This is a genomic window from Streptomyces sp. NPDC088254 (assembly GCF_044740925.1).
Taxonomy (GTDB): Bacteria; Actinomycetota; Actinomycetes; order Streptomycetales; family Streptomycetaceae; genus Streptomyces.
On sequence record NZ_JBIURQ010000003.1, the window covers coordinates 156,145 to 172,280 of the forward strand.

Annotated in this window: 13 protein-coding genes and 1 tRNA gene; 7 read left to right on the forward strand and 7 right to left on the reverse strand. The window is 71.6% G+C overall.

Going from position 1 to position 16,136, the window contains the following annotated elements; all coding sequences use genetic code 11:
* Window positions 1-269 precede the first annotated feature (269 nt).
* The 4 genes from ACIOC0_RS11280 to ACIOC0_RS11295 all read left to right on the forward strand — a co-directional run bounded on the left by ACIOC0_RS11280 (window position 270) and on the right by ACIOC0_RS11295 (window position 4,371).
* Window positions 270-923: an HNH endonuclease family protein gene (locus ACIOC0_RS11280; protein ID WP_402154637.1), complete on the forward strand. Its 654-nt coding sequence runs from the start codon at window positions 270-272 to the stop codon at window positions 921-923.
* An 88-nt stretch (window positions 924-1,011) separates the two neighbouring features.
* Complete coding sequence (locus ACIOC0_RS11285) at window positions 1,012-2,661, forward strand: alkaline phosphatase D family protein (RefSeq protein WP_402154639.1); 1,650 nt, start codon at window positions 1,012-1,014, stop codon at window positions 2,659-2,661.
* A 326-nt stretch (window positions 2,662-2,987) separates the two neighbouring features.
* The gene (locus ACIOC0_RS11290) at window positions 2,988-3,449 is read left to right on the forward strand and encodes a DoxX family protein (RefSeq protein WP_402154641.1); all 462 of its coding nucleotides are present in this window, start codon (window positions 2,988-2,990) and stop codon (window positions 3,447-3,449) included.
* A gap of 304 nt (window positions 3,450-3,753) precedes the next feature.
* Window positions 3,754-4,371 carry a DedA family protein gene (locus ACIOC0_RS11295; protein WP_130436992.1) on the forward strand — a complete coding sequence of 206 codons (618 nt, stop codon included), beginning with the start codon at window positions 3,754-3,756 and terminating at the stop codon, window positions 4,369-4,371.
* 374 nt (window positions 4,372-4,745) lie between these two features.
* On the opposite strand, the gene ACIOC0_RS11300 is transcribed toward ACIOC0_RS11295, so the two are convergent.
* Together ACIOC0_RS11300 and ACIOC0_RS11305 are read right to left on the reverse strand one after the other, a co-directional pair.
* Window positions 4,746-4,973 (reverse strand): DUF2277 domain-containing protein, encoded by a 228-nt coding sequence (locus ACIOC0_RS11300; RefSeq protein ID WP_402154644.1) that lies wholly within the window; start codon window positions 4,971-4,973, stop codon window positions 4,746-4,748.
* Between the two features lie 4 nt (window positions 4,974-4,977).
* Complete coding sequence (locus ACIOC0_RS11305) at window positions 4,978-5,553, reverse strand: GNAT family N-acetyltransferase (protein ID WP_402154645.1); 576 nt, start codon at window positions 5,551-5,553, stop codon at window positions 4,978-4,980.
* Between the two features lie 106 nt (window positions 5,554-5,659).
* Between ACIOC0_RS11305 and ACIOC0_RS11310 the strand changes: the two genes are divergently transcribed.
* The gene (locus ACIOC0_RS11310) at window positions 5,660-6,037 is read left to right on the forward strand and encodes a hypothetical protein (RefSeq protein WP_402154647.1); all 378 of its coding nucleotides are present in this window, start codon (window positions 5,660-5,662) and stop codon (window positions 6,035-6,037) included.
* 63 nt (window positions 6,038-6,100) lie between these two features.
* On the opposite strand, the gene ACIOC0_RS11315 is transcribed toward ACIOC0_RS11310, so the two are convergent.
* Window positions 6,101-6,175: transfer RNA gene (locus ACIOC0_RS11315), tRNA-Val, on the reverse strand.
* A 172-nt stretch (window positions 6,176-6,347) separates the two neighbouring features.
* Between ACIOC0_RS11315 and ACIOC0_RS11320 the strand changes: the two genes are divergently transcribed.
* Together ACIOC0_RS11320 and ACIOC0_RS11325 are read left to right on the forward strand one after the other, a co-directional pair.
* A complete protein-coding gene (locus ACIOC0_RS11320; RefSeq protein WP_402154649.1) occupies window positions 6,348-7,766 on the forward strand; it encodes a hypothetical protein in 1,419 nt (472 codons plus the stop codon).
* Between the two features lie 190 nt (window positions 7,767-7,956).
* Window positions 7,957-8,508 (forward strand): DUF4383 domain-containing protein, encoded by a 552-nt coding sequence (locus ACIOC0_RS11325; RefSeq protein WP_402154651.1) that lies wholly within the window; start codon window positions 7,957-7,959, stop codon window positions 8,506-8,508.
* 33 nt (window positions 8,509-8,541) lie between these two features.
* Here ACIOC0_RS11325 and ACIOC0_RS11330 read toward each other — a convergent pair whose 3' ends face one another.
* The 4 genes from ACIOC0_RS11330 to ACIOC0_RS11345 all read right to left on the reverse strand — a co-directional run bounded on the left by ACIOC0_RS11330 (window position 8,542) and on the right by ACIOC0_RS11345 (window position 16,051).
* Complete coding sequence (locus tag ACIOC0_RS11330) at window positions 8,542-9,702, reverse strand: amidase domain-containing protein (RefSeq protein ID WP_402154653.1); 1,161 nt, start codon at window positions 9,700-9,702, stop codon at window positions 8,542-8,544.
* 184 nt (window positions 9,703-9,886) lie between these two features.
* Window positions 9,887-11,164 carry a hypothetical protein gene (locus tag ACIOC0_RS11335; protein ID WP_402154654.1) on the reverse strand — a complete coding sequence of 426 codons (1,278 nt, stop codon included), beginning with the start codon at window positions 11,162-11,164 and terminating at the stop codon, window positions 9,887-9,889.
* 48 nt (window positions 11,165-11,212) lie between these two features.
* Complete coding sequence (locus ACIOC0_RS11340) at window positions 11,213-13,378, reverse strand: transglycosylase domain-containing protein (protein WP_402155076.1); 2,166 nt, start codon at window positions 13,376-13,378, stop codon at window positions 11,213-11,215.
* A 396-nt stretch (window positions 13,379-13,774) separates the two neighbouring features.
* Entirely contained in the window at window positions 13,775-16,051 is a 2,277-nt protein-coding gene (locus tag ACIOC0_RS11345) for an N-acetylmuramoyl-L-alanine amidase (RefSeq protein WP_402154656.1), read from the reverse strand.
* Window positions 16,052-16,136 lie beyond the last annotated feature (85 nt).

Sequence of the window (16,136 nt, forward strand, 5' to 3'; positions counted from 1 at the left end):
CACGAGGACGGGCCGAGCAGTATGTCGACGGTCCGGCGAAGAGCTACTCCCCTTCTGCGCCGTCCATGGTACGTGACACCTGCACCGACCTTGCCCGCCGGTGACGCTCGCCACATCCCCGCACGCCGCCGAAAAGCTTCACACCGAACGTCTTGTCGTGTCATGCGCACGTCATTAACTTCTCACCGCACGCACACCTCCCCGCAACGCGGCCCCGCGAGCATTCCCCCGCTCGCACCGCAACGCCCTCACCCCTCAAGGGAGTTCGCATGTCCCCCAGGCCCTCTGTCTACGCGCGTCAACGGCTCAGCATACTCGCGGCGCTCACCGGACTGGCAGCCTCCGTCGCACTGTTCAACGGCCCGACCGCCTCCGCCGCCCTCCCCACCCCGGTCAGCGCCGCCACCGCCCGCACGTACCTCGCCTCGCTCACGGTGGCCGCCGAGGACCGCACCGGCTACGACCGTGACCTGTTCAACCACTGGATCACCATCAGCGGCTCCTGCAACACCCGCGAGACCGTCCTCAAGCGCGACGGGTCCAACGTGGTCGTCAACTCCGCCTGCACCGCCACCGGCGGCAGCTGGTACTCCCCCTACGACGGAGCCACCTGGACCGCCGCCGCCGACCTGGACATCGACCACGTCGTGCCGCTCGCCGAGGCCTGGGACTCCGGCGCCGACGGCTGGACCAGCGCCAAGCGCCAGAACTTCGCCAACGACCTGACGCGACCGCAGCTCATCGCCGTCACCGACAACGTCAACCAGGCCAAGGGCGACCAGGACCCGGCCGAGTGGATGCCGTCGGTCTCGTCCTACCGCTGCACCTACGTCCGCGCCTGGGTGCAGGTGAAGTACTACTACGGCCTGTCGGTCGACTCCGCCGAGAAGAGCGCGCTCACGAACCAGCTGGTGAGCTGCTGATCCTACGACCGCACACGGTTCGCCGCCGGGATCTCCCCACCACGCCCCGTCGTTCCGTACCGTACGGGGCGACGGAGGAGGCGATCACATGGCCGGACTGCGGCTGGGACCCCTGCTGAGATACGCCGACAGCACGTCCGCGACCGTATGGGTCGAGGCGAGCCGTCCGTGCGCCGCCGAAGTGCGCTGCGCGGACGGCTCCGGCGGCACCGCCCGCACCTTCCAGGTGGCGGGACACCACTACGCCCTGATTCCGGTGACCGGCCTCTCCCCGGGGACCAGCACGCCGTACGAAGTGTTCCTCGACGGCACACGCGTGTGGCCTGCGCCGGACGCACCCTCGTCGTTTCCGCCCTCGGTCATCTGCGCCCCGGCCGGCGGCGACGACGTGCGCGTGGCGTTCGGCTCCTGCCGGTGGGCGGCGCCCGCCGCCGACGCGCACGACCCCGTGGGCCCCGACGCTCTGGACAGCCTCGCCGCGCGCATCGCCGCCGACCCGGAGGGCGAGCGGCCCGACGTCCTGCTGCTGCTCGGCGACCAGGTGTACGCCGACGAGACCTCCGACGCGACGCAACGCTGGCTGGCCGCCCGCCGCGACACCGACGAACCGCCGGGGACGGGGGTCGCGGACTACGAGGAGTACACCCACCTCTACTACGAGTCCTGGCAGGACCCCGAGATCCGCTGGCTGCTGTCCACCGTGCCCAGTTGCATGATCTTCGACGATCACGACGTCATCGACGACTGGAACACCTCCGCCGCCTGGCTGACCGACATGCGGGCCACCCACTGGTGGCGCGAGCGGCTGCTGAGCGGGCTGATGTCGTACTGGGTGTACCAGCACCTGGGCAACCTCTCCCCCGCCGAGCTGGCCGCCGACCCGCTCTACGCGGCCGTGTGCGCCACGCCCGACGGCACCGACGCGCTGCGCGACTTCGCCTGCCGCGCCGACGCCGACCCGGCTTCCGCGCGCTGGAGTTACCGGCGGGACTTCGGCCGGGTGCGGCTGGTGATGGTGGACTCGCGGGCGGCGCGCGTGCTGGAGGAGAGCAAGCGCTCGATGCTCGACCCGGGCGAGGCCGAGTGGCTGCGCGCCCAGGTGCTGGACGAGCCCGGCTCCTACGACCACCTCCTCGTCGGCACCTCCCTGCCCTGGCTGCTGCCTCATCTGGTGCACGACGTCGAGGGCTGGAGCTCGGCCCTGTGCCGGGGCGAACGGGGCGCCCGCTGGGCACGGTTCGGGGAGTGGCTGCGGCGCAAGGCGGACCTGGAGCACTGGGCGGCGTTCCCGTCGTCGTTCGCCGAACTGACCGGCCTGTTCGCGGAGGTCGGCACCGGCCCGCAGGCCCCGGCGACGGTGCTCGTGCTCTCCGGGGACGTGCACCACGCGTACATGGCCGAGACCCGGTGGCGGGACGGCTCGCCGGACGCGCGGGTGTTGCAACTGACGTGCTCGCCCGTCCACAACTCCGTCCCGCTGTCGATGCGGGTGGGTTTCCGCTTCGGGTGGAGCGCGGTGGCGCGGGCGCTGGGACGCCGGTTCCGCCGGCACGGGCACTGCGCCCGACCGCCCGTCAGCTGGCGCAAGAAGGGCGGGCCGTGGTTCGGCAACCAGCTCATGACACTGACGCTGCACGGTCGTTCGGCCCGGTTGCGGCTGGAGCAGGTGAGGCCGGCGCGGAACGGCGGGCGGCCCGGCCTGGAGACGGTCATGGAGTCACGGCTGAGCGGGTCCTGAGGGGGCCGGCGGCGGGGATCCGGTCGCCACGGGTGCACATTCGGTCGCCCGAGAGGCAAATTCGGTCTCAGCTAGTCGCATTCGGTCGCGGTAGGTGTGGATTCGGTCACGCTCTCGGTAGCGCACCTGAGCACAGAAAGCGCTCTACGTGCTGCGCTGTCACCAGGAAAGCGCCAAGGGGAATCCAAGCGGTGGCCAAATGTTGAACTTGCAAGCATCGCCGGAATCCGCCTACCGTGGGTCACTCGTTCGGTACCGCCGCCCCCACCGGCCGGTCCGTCCCCAGGACCGGTCGTCTTGACCGAAACCGAAGGAGTACCCCCCTCATGTCCGCTCGTCTCGACAGCGCACAGCCGTACGCGCTCGGCCTGTTCCGCATCGTCGTAGGCCTGCTCTTCGCCTGCCACGGCGCCGCCTCGCTCTTCGGCGTCCTCGGCGGGGCCGTCGGCACCGACGGAGGGACCGTCAGCGCCGGCACCTGGCCCGGCTGGTACGCGGCCGTCATCCAACTGGTCGGCGGCACCCTCGTGATGCTCGGCCTGGGCACCCGCGCCGCCGCGTTCATCGCCTCGGGTTCCATGGCGTACGCGTACTTCAAGGTCCACCAGCCGGAGGCGCTGTGGCCGATGGAGAACGGCGGCGAGGCGTCCGCGATGTTCTGCTGGGCCTTCCTGCTGCTGGTCTTCACCGGCTCCGGCGCGTTCGGGCTGGACCGGCTGCTCAGCCGTCGCACGACGCGGGAGCGGGCGCAGGAGCCGGCGGCGCGCGAGGCGGCCGTCTCCGCCTGACCCGTCACGGCCGGACGCCGACGACCGGCCCGTCGCGGCCCTACCCACGCGGCGCGTACCCGGGGCGCCCTCTCCGTTCACGGGGGAGGGCGCTTTCTGTCACCCCCCGGCGGGGCCCTTCTGCCGCTCGGCGCACGGTCGTTGAGGCGGCTCGCGGCTCTGTGCGTTGCCGAACACACGCGCACCCTGTGACCCTTCTGTCACATCATCGGCGTACGCTGTATGGCTGTCATGGCCGCACCTGCCGCTCCCCCGCGACACCGCGGCGAGGCCGGCCGCTACGGGGGAGACCGGGGAGTTCGGGGTGTTCGAAAGTGTGGGGGCGTGGGCGTTGATCGGCGCCCCGTGGATCTATGTGCTGGTGGCACTGTCGGTGCTGCTCGACGTGTTCCTGCCGGTGCTGCCGAGCGGGGTGCTCGTCATCGCCGCGGCGACGGCTGCCGCCGCGGGCTCGGGGGCGGCGACCGGACGGCTGCCGCATCAGGTCCCGGACATCCTGGCCCTGATCCTGTCCGCGGCGACCGCGTCCGTGCTGGGGGACCTGGCCGCGTACCGGCTGGCCTGGCGCGGGGGCGCGCGTCTGGACCGCGCCATCTCCCGCTCCCGGCGGCTCACCACGGCGCAGGCGCGTCTCGGCGGGGCGCTCGCGCGGGGCGGCGGGGCGCTGTTCGTGCTGGCCCGGTTCGCGCCGGCCGGCCGCTCGGTCGTCTCCTTCGTCGCGGGCGCCGCGCACCGGCGCCCGCGTGACTTCGTCCCGTGGTCGGCGCTGGCGGGTCTGTCCTGGGCGGCGTACAGCGCGGCGCTCGGGTACTACGGCACCCAGTGGCTGGGAACGGCATGGCTGGCCACGGCGGTGTCGGTGCTGGCACTGTTCGGAGCGGGAGCGGGAGCGGCATACGTCATGCGCCGCCAACCGGCCTGACCGACACGACGCGGGGCTGCCGCCACCCGTAGGAACCGGCCGCCAGCCAACCTGACCGACGCGGCGACCCGGGTGTGGGCTGCCGCCGCCGGAAAAACCGGCCGCCGCCGACCTGACCGACACGACGCAGGACTGCCGCCGCCGCAGGAACCGGCCGCCAGCCGGCCTACCGACGCGACGCCCCGGCCTGCGGGTGCCGCCGCTGGAGGAAGCGGCCGCCAGCCGGCCCGACGACACGGCGCTCCGACGCGGGACCGCCGCCGCCGGAAGGGCCGGCCACCGCCCGACCTGCCCGACACGGCGCCCCGGTGTGGGGGCTTCCGCCGCCCGGAGGGGCCGGGACCAGCGCCCCCGGTGCGGAGACGAGGGCGTGACTACGCTCCCCTCGCGGCCGAGCCCCTGATCTCCAGGTCGGCCAGCAGCTTCGCGGTCGCTGCCGCGATCGTGTCCACCGCTTCGTCGAACACCTCACGGTTGTGCGCGGCCGGCGCCCGGAAGCCCGACACCTTGCGCACGTACTGCAGGGCGGCGGCCCTGATCTCGTCGTCCGTGGCCTCCTCGGGCAGCGCGGGCGGACGCAGCGTCTTGATGCTTCGGCACATGGTCTCAGTGTCCCCCCGCTCCGGTCGGCGCGTCGCCGTCGAGGTCGACGCACCAGTCGTTCGACGTGATCCAGTTGCCCTTCGGGTACTCGAAGTCGGCCTGCCCGAGCAACGTGAACCCCGCCTTGCGGCACACCGCGTCGGAGGCGGCGTGCCGGACGTCGGGGAAGGCGTGCAGGGCTGCGTGGCCGCCGGCCGGACGGCGGGCGCGCACGACCCCGGTCAGGGCCCGCGCCGCGCTCACCGCGAGGCCTCTGCCCTGGAACTCCGGCAGGACGGCCCACCCCGTCTCCCAGACCGTCCCGCCCCTCCACTCGCGCTCCCAGTAGCCGATCGAGCCGACGGTCTCCTCGCTGCCCGCCGACACGACCCGGTACATGCACCCCGCCTCCAGCCCGACGTACCGCCGGTGCCGCTGTGCGAGTGCGTCCTCCGGCTCCGGTCCGCCCAGGTGGGCCGTCATCTCGGGACTGTTGGTCCGCCGCAGCAGCCAGAAGTCGCCCTCCGCCCAGGGGACCAGCCGTACCCGCTCCGCGCCCGTGCCCTCGTCCACGCCCTCGCCCACACCGATGCTCTCCATGACGTCACCGTAAGTGACGGCACTGACAGTCCCACCCGTTCCTTCGAACACACGACCCCCTCGACTGAGCTCGCCACCTAAATTCGAACAGGCGTACCATTGCCGTGTGGCGAGTTCCTTTGACTTCCCCAGCGATCTGCGCGCCGGCCAGGAGGAGCTGCATCAGGTGCGGGCCGAGCTGTCGGCCCTGCTGAAGCGGCTCCCCTGGTCGGTCGAGCCGTTGGACGGTTTCAGCGACGACGGCGGCTGGCGCAAGGTGGAGCGCCCCGCCTCCCCCGGCTGGTCGGCGGACGAACAGGCCGAGGTCGAGAAGCTCCGGCAGCGGGAGCACGAACTCGCCGTGTTCGTCACCTGCCACCGCTTCTGGACCGAGGTCGCCACCGGGGACGTCGTGGAGGCCCGCACGCGCCTCAAGCACGCACCGCCGCCCCCGCCGGCCGAGGACGCGTCCGACGGCGGCACGCAGGACGCACAGGAGGCGTAGCGCACGCACCCGGACACACGAGAGGGCCCCCGGAACTCTCCGGGGGCCCTCTCGCTTCTCACCTGGTGGGCGCGGACGGTTTCGAACCGCCGACATCCTGCTTGTAAGGCAGGCGCTCTACCCCTGAGCTACGCACCCAGGACGAGTGGACAGACTACATGGCCGCATGCACTGCCCCGCAAACCCGTATCCCGTCGCGCGGAAGCGACATCCGCGTGCGGAAGGCGAACTGATCGGCTCGTGTGTTCGTCCTCAAGCGGTGGGAGAATGACACCGGGCACGGGCGGATCACACCACGGGGAGAGGGATCGTGACGGCGACACCAGCGCAGCCGCACTCGCCGTCGGAGCCGCGCGCACGCCGGCCCAGCCGCACACCGACCAGCACCCCCGGCCGCCGCGCGGCCGGGCTGCGGGACGCGCTCGTCCTCGCCGCGCTGCCGCTCGTCGCCGCGCTCGCGCTGCCCGCCGCGTTCGCGGGCGGCGGCACCCGGCGCTGGTTCGGCGGGCGCGCGGAGGGGCAGCGGGCCGAGGCGCAGGCCGCGAAGGACGCCGCGGCCGCCGCGTTCTACGAACTCGACACCGCCCAGCGGGACCTGCGGATCTCGATCGAGACCATCACCGCCGTCGACGACTCCCCGGCGGCCCGGCGTGCCGTCGCCGACTTCGAGGCGATCGGCCGGCGCGTCGACGAGGCCAGCCACCAGTACATCCAGGCCGTCGACGCTCATGACCTGGACCGCGACGACCTCGAAGCCTCGGCCGCCGCCCGCGCGCGGGGTGAACTGGCCCGCGCCAAGGAGGAGTTGGAGCGGGTCAAGGGAGAGCTGGACCGGTTCGCGGACGGGCTGGGGCCGCTGCTGGGCAAGGCCGAGACGCAGCTGGCCCGGGTCGCGCCCGCCGTGGAGCGGGCCCGGCAGGCCCTGCTGGCCGCGTCGAACGCGCTGGACGCCGCCCGGGGCTCGGGGCTGCGCGCCGACGACCTGGCGGCCCGGCTGGCGGCGCTGGGGCCCGAGCTGACCCGGCTCAACCAGGGCGCCGGGCAGCACGGCGTGCCGCAGACCCTGGAGCGGGCCGAGCGGGTCTCCCGGGAGGCGGAGGCCGTGCGGGCGCAGGCCGAGCGGCTGCCGGAGCAGGCAGCCGAGATCGACCACCGTCTGGTGTCGCTGCGGACCCGCGCGCAGGCGCTGACGACCCGCGCCGGGCAGGTGGAGCCGGTGCTGAGCGAACTGCGACGGCGGTTCACCGCGCCCTGCTGGCAGGATCTCCAGCACGTCCCGGAGCAGGCCGTGGAGCACGTACGGCAGGCAGAGGCGAGGCTCGCGGAGGCGCGGGCAGCGCGGGAGGCGCAGCGGTGGCCGGACGCCACCGCGCTGCTGTCGACGGCGCGGGCGCTGCTGAACGTCACCGACGAGGCCGTCTCGGCCGCCGGGGACCGTCTGGCCCGACTCGACGCCGTGCAGAAGGACCCGCGTCAGGAGATAGAGCGGACCCGGTTCGCGATCCGCGACGCCCAGCGGCTCGCCATGGCCGGCCGCAACACGCCCGATCCGCGGCACGCCCGGCCGCTGGACGAGTCCGTGGCCCGTCTGGAACGGGCGATCACCGTGCTGGACGGCCACCACCCCGACTACTGGCACTTCCTCACCGAGACGGAGGCGGTCCGCCGCACGGTCGCGGACGTGGTGGCCCACATCCGGGGCGAGCGAGGCGCGGCGTCGGCCCACTGAGCCGGTGCCGGGGACACGCGGGCTGCCGTTGCCGCCCCGGCGCGGCGGGCGGATATTGGGAGGTGCGCACTTCGGCGCGCGCTCCAGTCACGCGCTCCGGGTGCGCACTCGGGCACGCGGCGCACTCAGGCACGCTCTCCAGGTGCGTACCAGGGTCCGCCGGCCCGGCGAGCGAGACAGGGAGGCGGCGATGGCCACACACACGGTGCGTTCGGAGCATCGGCGGCGTATCCGGCTGGACGATCATCTGCCCGTCGACCACCGGCTGAACACGGTCTACCGGGTCGGCGCCGGGCTCATGGGCGCCGGGCTGCTCACGTTCGGGATCTTCGGCATCCTGCACCGGATCGGCTTCTTCGACACCGGCGGGGACACCGTCTGGTCGCTGAACACCAACGGCGCGCTCAGCTGGCTGTCGGTCGCCGTCGGACTGCTGCTGATGGTGGGGATGGTGATCGGCGGGAACTTCGCGTCCACGCTGAACATGACCCTGGGGGTGCTGTTCGTCCTCAGCGGCTTCCTGAACATGGGGCTGCTGGAGACGGACTACAACTTCCTGGCGTTCCAGATCCAGAACTGCCTGCTCAGTTTTGTGATCGGGATCCTGCTGCTGGTCTTCGGGATGTACGGCAGGGTCGGATCGGCCCTGCCGCACGACAACCCCTACTACCGGGCGCGCCATCCCGACCTCGCGGAGGAGCGGGACCGCAACCGCGAACGCCGGGAGGAGTTCCCGGCCTGACGGGCACGACGGCCGGTCAGGCGCGGGCCCCGATCAGGTGCGGTACGCGTAGTAGTTCGCGGTCGGGTACGACGCGAGGATGCTCTGCAGCGACCGGCTGTAGGTGTTGGTGGAGTGGTACGTCAGGTACGGCACACCACGGCTCTTCGAGGTGACGATCATGGTGTGGTCCTTCGAGCCGTCACGGTCGAAGTCCATCTGGAGCACGTCGCCGACGTCCAGCTGGTAGACGTTGGCGAGGCTGGTGGTCCGCTTGGAGTTCTGGGCGAACCAGGACCACTCGTTGACGCCGACGAACGAGTCCGACTGGATCTCGTTGTTGCCGAACCACTTGGTGTAGTCGTACACGTAGCCGGGGACGTGCTTCCAGCCGCCCGCCTTCAGCGACTGGCTGACGAAGTTGGTGCAGTCGCCGCCCGCGCCGTGGCCGTTGAAGTTGGGGTAGGCGGGGTTGTAGTTCGACCAGTACTGCTTGGCGTACGCGGCCATCGCGTTGTAGTTCAGGCCGCTGGCGCTGAAGTTCTTCGGGTTGGCCGGGCCCGGGTACGTGGTGGACGCCTTGGGCGCCGCCGGCGTGGTGCTGCCGGTGGTGCCGACGCGGGGGGCGACGGCGGGCCGGTCCGTCTGGTTCACCGCGACGCCCTCGTCGGTGTCACGGATACCGGTGAGCTGCCAGTTGCCGTGCTTGTCGGCGGAGAACGTCAGCTCGTGACGGGCCTGGAAGCCGGTGGCCTGCGGCTCGCCGCCGCGGACCTTCGCGTACGTCAGCGTGGTGGTCTCGGTGACCGCGACCTTGGCCGTGCGGCCCTTGACGTTGGTGGCGTTCAGGGTGACCGTCGTGCTGCCGCTGCTGTACTTCTCGCCGAGCTTGGCGAGCGTGTCCTTGCGGTGGTCGAGCGAGGACAGCGCGGAGTCCTCGGTGCGGGCCAGACCGGAGGACAGCTTGACCTTCCCGGAGAAACCGTCGGTCAGCGGCTTCTTGCGGTCACCCTTCTTGCCGTCGACCAGGGCCTCGGTCCGGTCGGTGAAGACCGCGTCCGCCAGCCGCTGGAAGGTGGCCTTCGTCTTCGCGTCCACCGTCGGGTCGTCGACGACCGCGGCGCCGGCGCTCCAGTTGGGCAGCAGCGCCACGCCGGCGACGACCGAGGTGGCGGCAGCTCCGAGTATCGCGGCTCTGCGCCGCGTACGGCTCAATTTCCTTGACTTCACTGGTGTTTCCCCTCTGCCCCGGCGGGAGGGATGCCGGGACCGGAATCTTCGCACGCCATGTGTGGCTGTTGTGAAGAGGGGTAAGGGCACTTGGGCCAGGGAGTTATACGACTGTCATGGGGGCGGCCGCGACACGTGTCAGTGCGCGGCCGTGGCGTCACCGGACGGCCTACTGGACGACCGAGGACCAGTTGGGACTCTGCGCCGGGTCGAGGGTGCGCAGCCGCTCCAGAGTCGCCGGCTTCTGCACGTCCATCCAGTCGGCCAACTCCTTGAAGGACACGCACTTGACGTCCTTCTTGGTGCACACCTTCTTGACGGTGTCGTCGACGGCCTTCATGTAGATGCCGCCGTTCCACTCCTCGAAGTGGTTGCCGATGAACAGCGGGGCGCGGCTGCCGTAGTAGACGCGGTTGAAGCCCGCCATGTAGGTGTCGGCGGTCTCCTTCTCCCACTCGGGGTACTTCGCCGGGTCGCCCTGGGTCTGGCCGTCGGACTGGTTGTAGAGGAAGTTGAAGTCCATGGACAGGCCCTGGTACTTGCCGCCCTCGTAGGGGAGCATCTGCAGCGGGAAGTCCCAGACGCCGTTCTTCTTCGCCGGCCAGATCTGGAAGTCGCCCTTGGAGCTCGCGTCGTAGCGCCAGCCGTAACTCTTCGCGGCCTTCAGCAGGTTGGCCTGGCCCTCCAGGCAGGGGGCGCGGCCGCCGACGACGGCCTTCCGGAAGTCGAAGGGCAGCGGCTTCATGTCGGTGTAGCCGGTGTTGGTCTTCCACTTCTCGGCGAAGGCGTAGAACTGGTCTATCTCGCTGCGCCATTCCGCGACGCTCCAGTCGTCGCCGCCCTTCGCACCGCAGAAGTGGCCGTTGAAGTGGGTGCCGATCTCGTTCCCCTCCTCCCACGCCTTGCCGAGCTGCTCGATCGTGGTGCGGATGTGGTCGTCGGTGGGGAAGCTGATCGCGGCCGAGCCCTTGGGGTGCTGCGGCGGGCTGTAGAGGTCCTTCTTGCTCTTGGGCAACAGGTAGATGCCGGTGAGGAAGAAGGTCATGTGGGCGTCGTACTCCTTGGCGAGCTCCCGGTAGTGCTGGAAGAGCTCGTCGTCGCCGGCCAGGGCGCCGTCCCAGGAGAAGACGACGAACTGGGGCGGTTTCTCACCGGGTTTGAGGGGCTCGGCCTTCAGGCCGCCCTTCTGCGGGCCGGTGTACGAGGTGGAGCCGTCCCCCAGGATCTTGGTCTTGCCGTCCCATTCCGGCTCCTTGGAGGTCGTCGCGTTCCTCTGCTGTTCCCCCGAGGACGCGGTCGGCGCGGTGTTGTCCGTGCGGTTGAGCACCAGGTAGCCCGCCGTCAGGGAGGCGACGGCGAGGAACGCCGCCAGGCTGACGAACCCGGGACGAGCGGCGGGGCGGCGCGGTGCCGCGGCCTTGCGGCGGCGGCCCGACGGTGACTTCATGTGCGGCTCATTCTCCAGACGGTCGGTGACGGCGGGGTCCGTCGGTGGTCAGCCGAGCGGGCTCATGGCCTTGGACCAGATGTCGTAGGCGACGCCGTCGGTGGTGTCGCCGGCGACGCCCTCCAGCGGCAGCGGTTCGAGGCTCTTGGTGAGGTCGATGCGGTAGACGACGATCGCCGTGGACACCGACTTGGCGGTGCCGACGTACCAGGCGGCGTTGTCGTCCTCGGTGGTGCCGGCCTTGCCGGCCACCTCGGCGCCGGCGGACGCGGCGGAGGGGTGGGCGGCGCGGAAGGAGCCCTTCAGGGCCGAGGTGACCTCGCGGGCCACGTCGGCGCCGACGGCGCGGCGCGGCGCGGGCATGTCGAGGGCGACCTTGGTGCCGTTGTGGGTGATCTTCCACACCGAGTACGGCTCGGTGTGCTTGCCCTGGGCGGCGAACGTGGAGTAGCCGCTGGCCATGCGGATGGCGCTGGGCGTGGAGCTGCCCGTGGACAGGGCGGGGACCTGGGCGCCGATGCTGGAGGCGAGCAGTCCGGAGGCCTCGGCGGTGGAGCGCACGTTCTCGAGGCCGGTGTCCATGCCGAGTTGCATGAAGGGGGTGTTCACCGACAGCTCCAGCGCCCGGCGCAGGGAGATCTTCCCGTAGGAGCGGTCGCCGTCGTTGCTGGCGGACACCTTGCGGCCGCTGCGGTCCCAGTAGGGCCCCTCCGGGGTGGTCACCGGTATGTCGTCGTCGCCGTCGTAGACGGTGTCGCCGGTGACCTCCGTCGCCTCGCCGCCGCGCTCCTTGTGGACGCCGTGCTCCAGTCCGGCCGCGTACACGAACGGAAGGAAGGCCGAACCGGCCGGGACGGTGGTGGCGTTGGACTCGTTGTAGCCCTGCGTACGGTGGTCCGGGCCGCCGTAGACGGCGAGGATCCGTCCGCCGGTGTCCACGGAGGCGGCGCCGTAGTGCGCGTTCTTCGCGGCCTTGGGTTCGTCCTTGGCGGCCTTGGCGCGGGCCTTGGTGACGGCGTCGGTGAGCTGCGCCTCACGCTTCTTGTCGAAGGTCGTGTAGATCTGGTAGCCGCCGAGGTCGAAGTCCTTGTCGGTGATCTTCCCGGCCTTCTTGGCGTACTGGGCGGCGAGTTCGACGAGGTAGTCGCTCTGCTCACCGGTGTCGTACAGCGGGTTGCTCTTGAGCGGGTCGGGGAACTTGGTGTACTTGGCCCGCTCGGCCTTGGACAGCTTGCCGATCTCGACCATCCGGTCGAGGGTCCAGGTCCAGCGTTCCATGGCGCGGGCGCGGTTGGAGCCGCTCAGCGTCGGGTCGTACAGGCCGGCGCCCTTGAGCAGGGAGGCGAGGAAGGCGGCCTCGCTGGCGTTGAGTTCGCTGACGTCCTTGCCGTAGTAGGCCTGGGCGGCGCGCTGGATGCCGTAGGTGCCGCGGCCGAACCAGCTGGTGTTGAGGTAGCCCTCGAGGATGTCGTCCTTGCTCATCTGGTTGTCCAGCTTGAGCGCGATCATCGCCTCGGTGAACTTGCGGCTGACGGTCTGGTTCTGGTTCAGGTAGACGTTCTTGACGTACTGCTGCGTGATCGTCGAGCCGCCCTGGGTGTCGCCCTGGCCGATGGTGCGGAACAGGGCGCGGCTGATGCCCTTGAAGGAGATGCCGGGGTCGCTGTAGAAACTGGCGTTCTCGGCGGCGAGCACCGCCCAGCGGACGTCCTCGGGGATGTCCTTGAGCGGCATCGCCTGCCGCTGCACCCAGCCGGTGCGGGCCATGGGCGTGCCGTCGGCCCAGAAGTACACGTTGTCCTGCTGGGTGGCGTAGGTGTTGAGGTTCTCCGGTATGTCGGTGACGGCGTACGCCGTGACCAGGAAGAGGGTGCTCAGGCCGAGGGCGCCGAGGAGGCCGCCGAGCCACTGCCGCCAGGAGGGCACCCACCGCTGCCAGCCTTCGCGGCCCGGGCGCGGGTACTGCGGGCGCATCCGGCGGACGTAGGGCTTCAGGCGGGCGGCCAGCGGGGCCAGATGGGGGCCGAGCAGGGCGGATATTCGGGCGTGGAGCCGGCCGAAGAAGGAGGGGCGCGGCGCTTTGCGGCTCTTGCGCCGGTTCCCGGGGTCCTCGGATGCCGCCGGGGAGTCCCGGGTGACGGGTATCCCTCCGTCCGGGACGCGCAGTTGCATGGTCTCGTCGGCTTTGAAAGAAGCCGGGACCTTCAACTGCATGGTCGCGTCGGGCTCCTGGGGCTCCTCCCCCTGCCCCCTCTGGGTCACACTGTCTCCCTCCGCACTCGGTGCTGCTCGCGCAGGCAGACGTACAGACGTACGAGGACCTGACATGGTTGCCGTGTCGACGGCTGCAGACCCTGAGTCCCACGACCTCGCGGTTCATCGCGGCGCTCTCAAATTACCAGCGCTCTTCGCAAGTTCTCCACATGAGAAATCGACAGAAGCAAACACAGTCGGCGATGCGGGGAATACATCAGAACACCTCGGGTCAATCCTAAACTTTCCCGTCCCTTCGCCCGAAGTCGGGGTGGGTCAGGGCATTCGGCGGGGACGCCGGTGGGCGACGCCCCGGCCGAATGCACTGGTTGTTCGGCAGTTCCCGAAAAGTCCCCGCTACCTCAGGTACACGAGGCCGTCGGTGAGGACGGTGGGACGCCTCGGTGTGCCTTCCACCACGATCCTGACCGTGTGCGGGCCGCTCTCGGCCCAGGTCCGGGTCCAGATGGCGTTCCGGTAGCCGACCTTGGACAGCCTGAGGTCCACGGTCGTCGCCTTCTCGCCGTCCACGTAGACGTCCGCCCGGCCCGAGAGGGCGGACCGCGCGACCACCCAGGCGACCGAGCGGCCGGTGAACGTCCACGTCAGCGAGGCGTCCTTGGAGCGGCTGCCGAGGGAACCGCCGCCCAGGAAACCGTCGGACGACTTGGCCGTCCAGGTCCCGGTCCGGACGGCGTCGGTCTCCTCGAGGACGGCCGTCGTGCCCGCGACCGAGGCCGTGGTGGTGTTCCCGGCCACGTCGGAGGCGTTCAGCGACCAGGTGGTGGTGGCGCCGAGGGGTGCGGTGTACGGGGCGCTGGTGACGGCCGGTCCGAAGGCCGCCGCCGTCGGGGCGGTCAGGCGCACCTCCTTCAGGGCGGCGTCGGCCGCGGTCCACCCGAGGGTCAGCGGCACGGCGGCCGGGTCCACGACGCCCTGGCGCAGGGCGAGGCCCGGCGCGACGGGGAAGGTGGGCGCGGTGGTGTCCGAGGTCACGGCGACGGGCTCGGTGACCGAGGTCCGGCCGGACAGGTGGACGGCCCTGACCCGCAGTTGGTGCGCGCCGTCGGTCAGCGGCACCCGGGCGGAGGTCGCGTCGCCGTCGGCGGTGAGCGCCGGCTCCTCGTCGACCAGCACCTCGTAGCGGGAGACGAGCGCGGCCGGTGTCGTGGCCGACCAGTTCAGCGTGACGGGGCCGGTGGCGTACCGGGTCGGGCCGACGGCGGTCGTGCCGGTGACGGAGGTGAGCGTCAGCCCCGTCACGGGTCCGGCGGCGAGGCCGCGCAGTTCGCCGAGGCGGGCGTAGAACGCGTCGCCCGGGCACAGGGTGTTGTAGCCGTCGCGGTGCCCGTGGATCGCCGGGAGGGTCAGCGTCTCCCCGGGCCCCCAGGACCTGCCGGCGAGGGTGCGGCCCTCGACCGCGGTGGTGAGGTCGACCGCCGAGTCCGGCTCGACGCCGTACTGGCCGAGCTTCCACGCGGCGAGCCGGGCCACCGAGACCATCGCGGCCTGGGAGGGCGGGGAGTCGGTGTACGTGCCCAGCACGGCGATGCCGGTGGTCTGGGAGTTGAAGCCGTAGGCGTGGGCGCCCACCACCGGCAGGTCCACGCCGCCCTTGCGGCCCTCGTAGACGGTGCCGCACTTGTCGACGACGAAGTTGTAGCCGAGGTCCTTCCAGCCGAGCGTCCGCACGTCGTAGGTGTAGACGGCGTTGATGATCGACGGCGCCTCGGCGCAGGTGTAGTCGTTGCTCTGGGCGGTGTGGTGCACCACCACGGCCTTGATCTTCCCGCCGGGCGGATAGGCGGGCTCCTCCGGGCTGAGCGACTCGTCCGCGCCCCATCCGGAGCGGGGCGTGATCGGCGGCCGCGGCACGGTGGACGGCGGCGCGGTAGGCGTCCCCGGCCCGGAGGGCGACGGCGACGCGGACGCGGAGGGCGACGCCGGCTGTGACGACGAGGGCGACGCCGGCTGTGACGACGAAGGCGACGCGGAGTCCGAGGTGGGCGCCTCGGACGGGGACGACCCGTCCGTGGCCGTCTCCGACGCGGACGGGGGCGTCGACGGGGTCGCTTCCGGCGGCGTCGTCTCCGGGGCGGTGGGACCGTCCCCGTCGGCGACGAACGCGGCGGGCTCGATGCCACCGGCCGCGGTGGAGCTCCCGTCGGCGGCGATCATGTCCAGGCGCAGCCCCTGTGGCAGGCGTCGCGCCGCCTTGCCGTTCACCCGCACCTCGACGCCGTCGGACGGCCCGACCCACGCGGGCTCGGTGCCGCCCCGGACGCCGCCCACCTCCTCGCGGCCCGCGTCGCGCTCCAGCGCGAGCCAGTCCGACCAGGTTCCGGAACCGACCGCCCTGGTGCGCACCTCGACCGTGCCGTTCAGCACGGCGGAGGGGTCCCGCCAGGTGACGCCCAGCATGCCGAAGGGCTCGGTCTCCCGCCGGCCCAGTGTGGCCGACGCGCCGTCCCGGCTCGGCGTCAGCGCGGCCGACCGGACCTGGTCACGGACCGGTCCGCGCTCGTCGCGGCCCCCCTCGCCGGACGGCCCCCCGGTCGCCGTCTGCACCGCCAACAACGTCCCGCACACGCCCGCCGCGACGACCGCGCCCGTCCCCCACCGACGACGCCTCATTCAGACCCGCACACCTTTCCCGTGCCACGGAACCGGCGGCCTTCCGGGACCCCCCAGGGCAGACCGCCCGCACTGTTTCAAGATT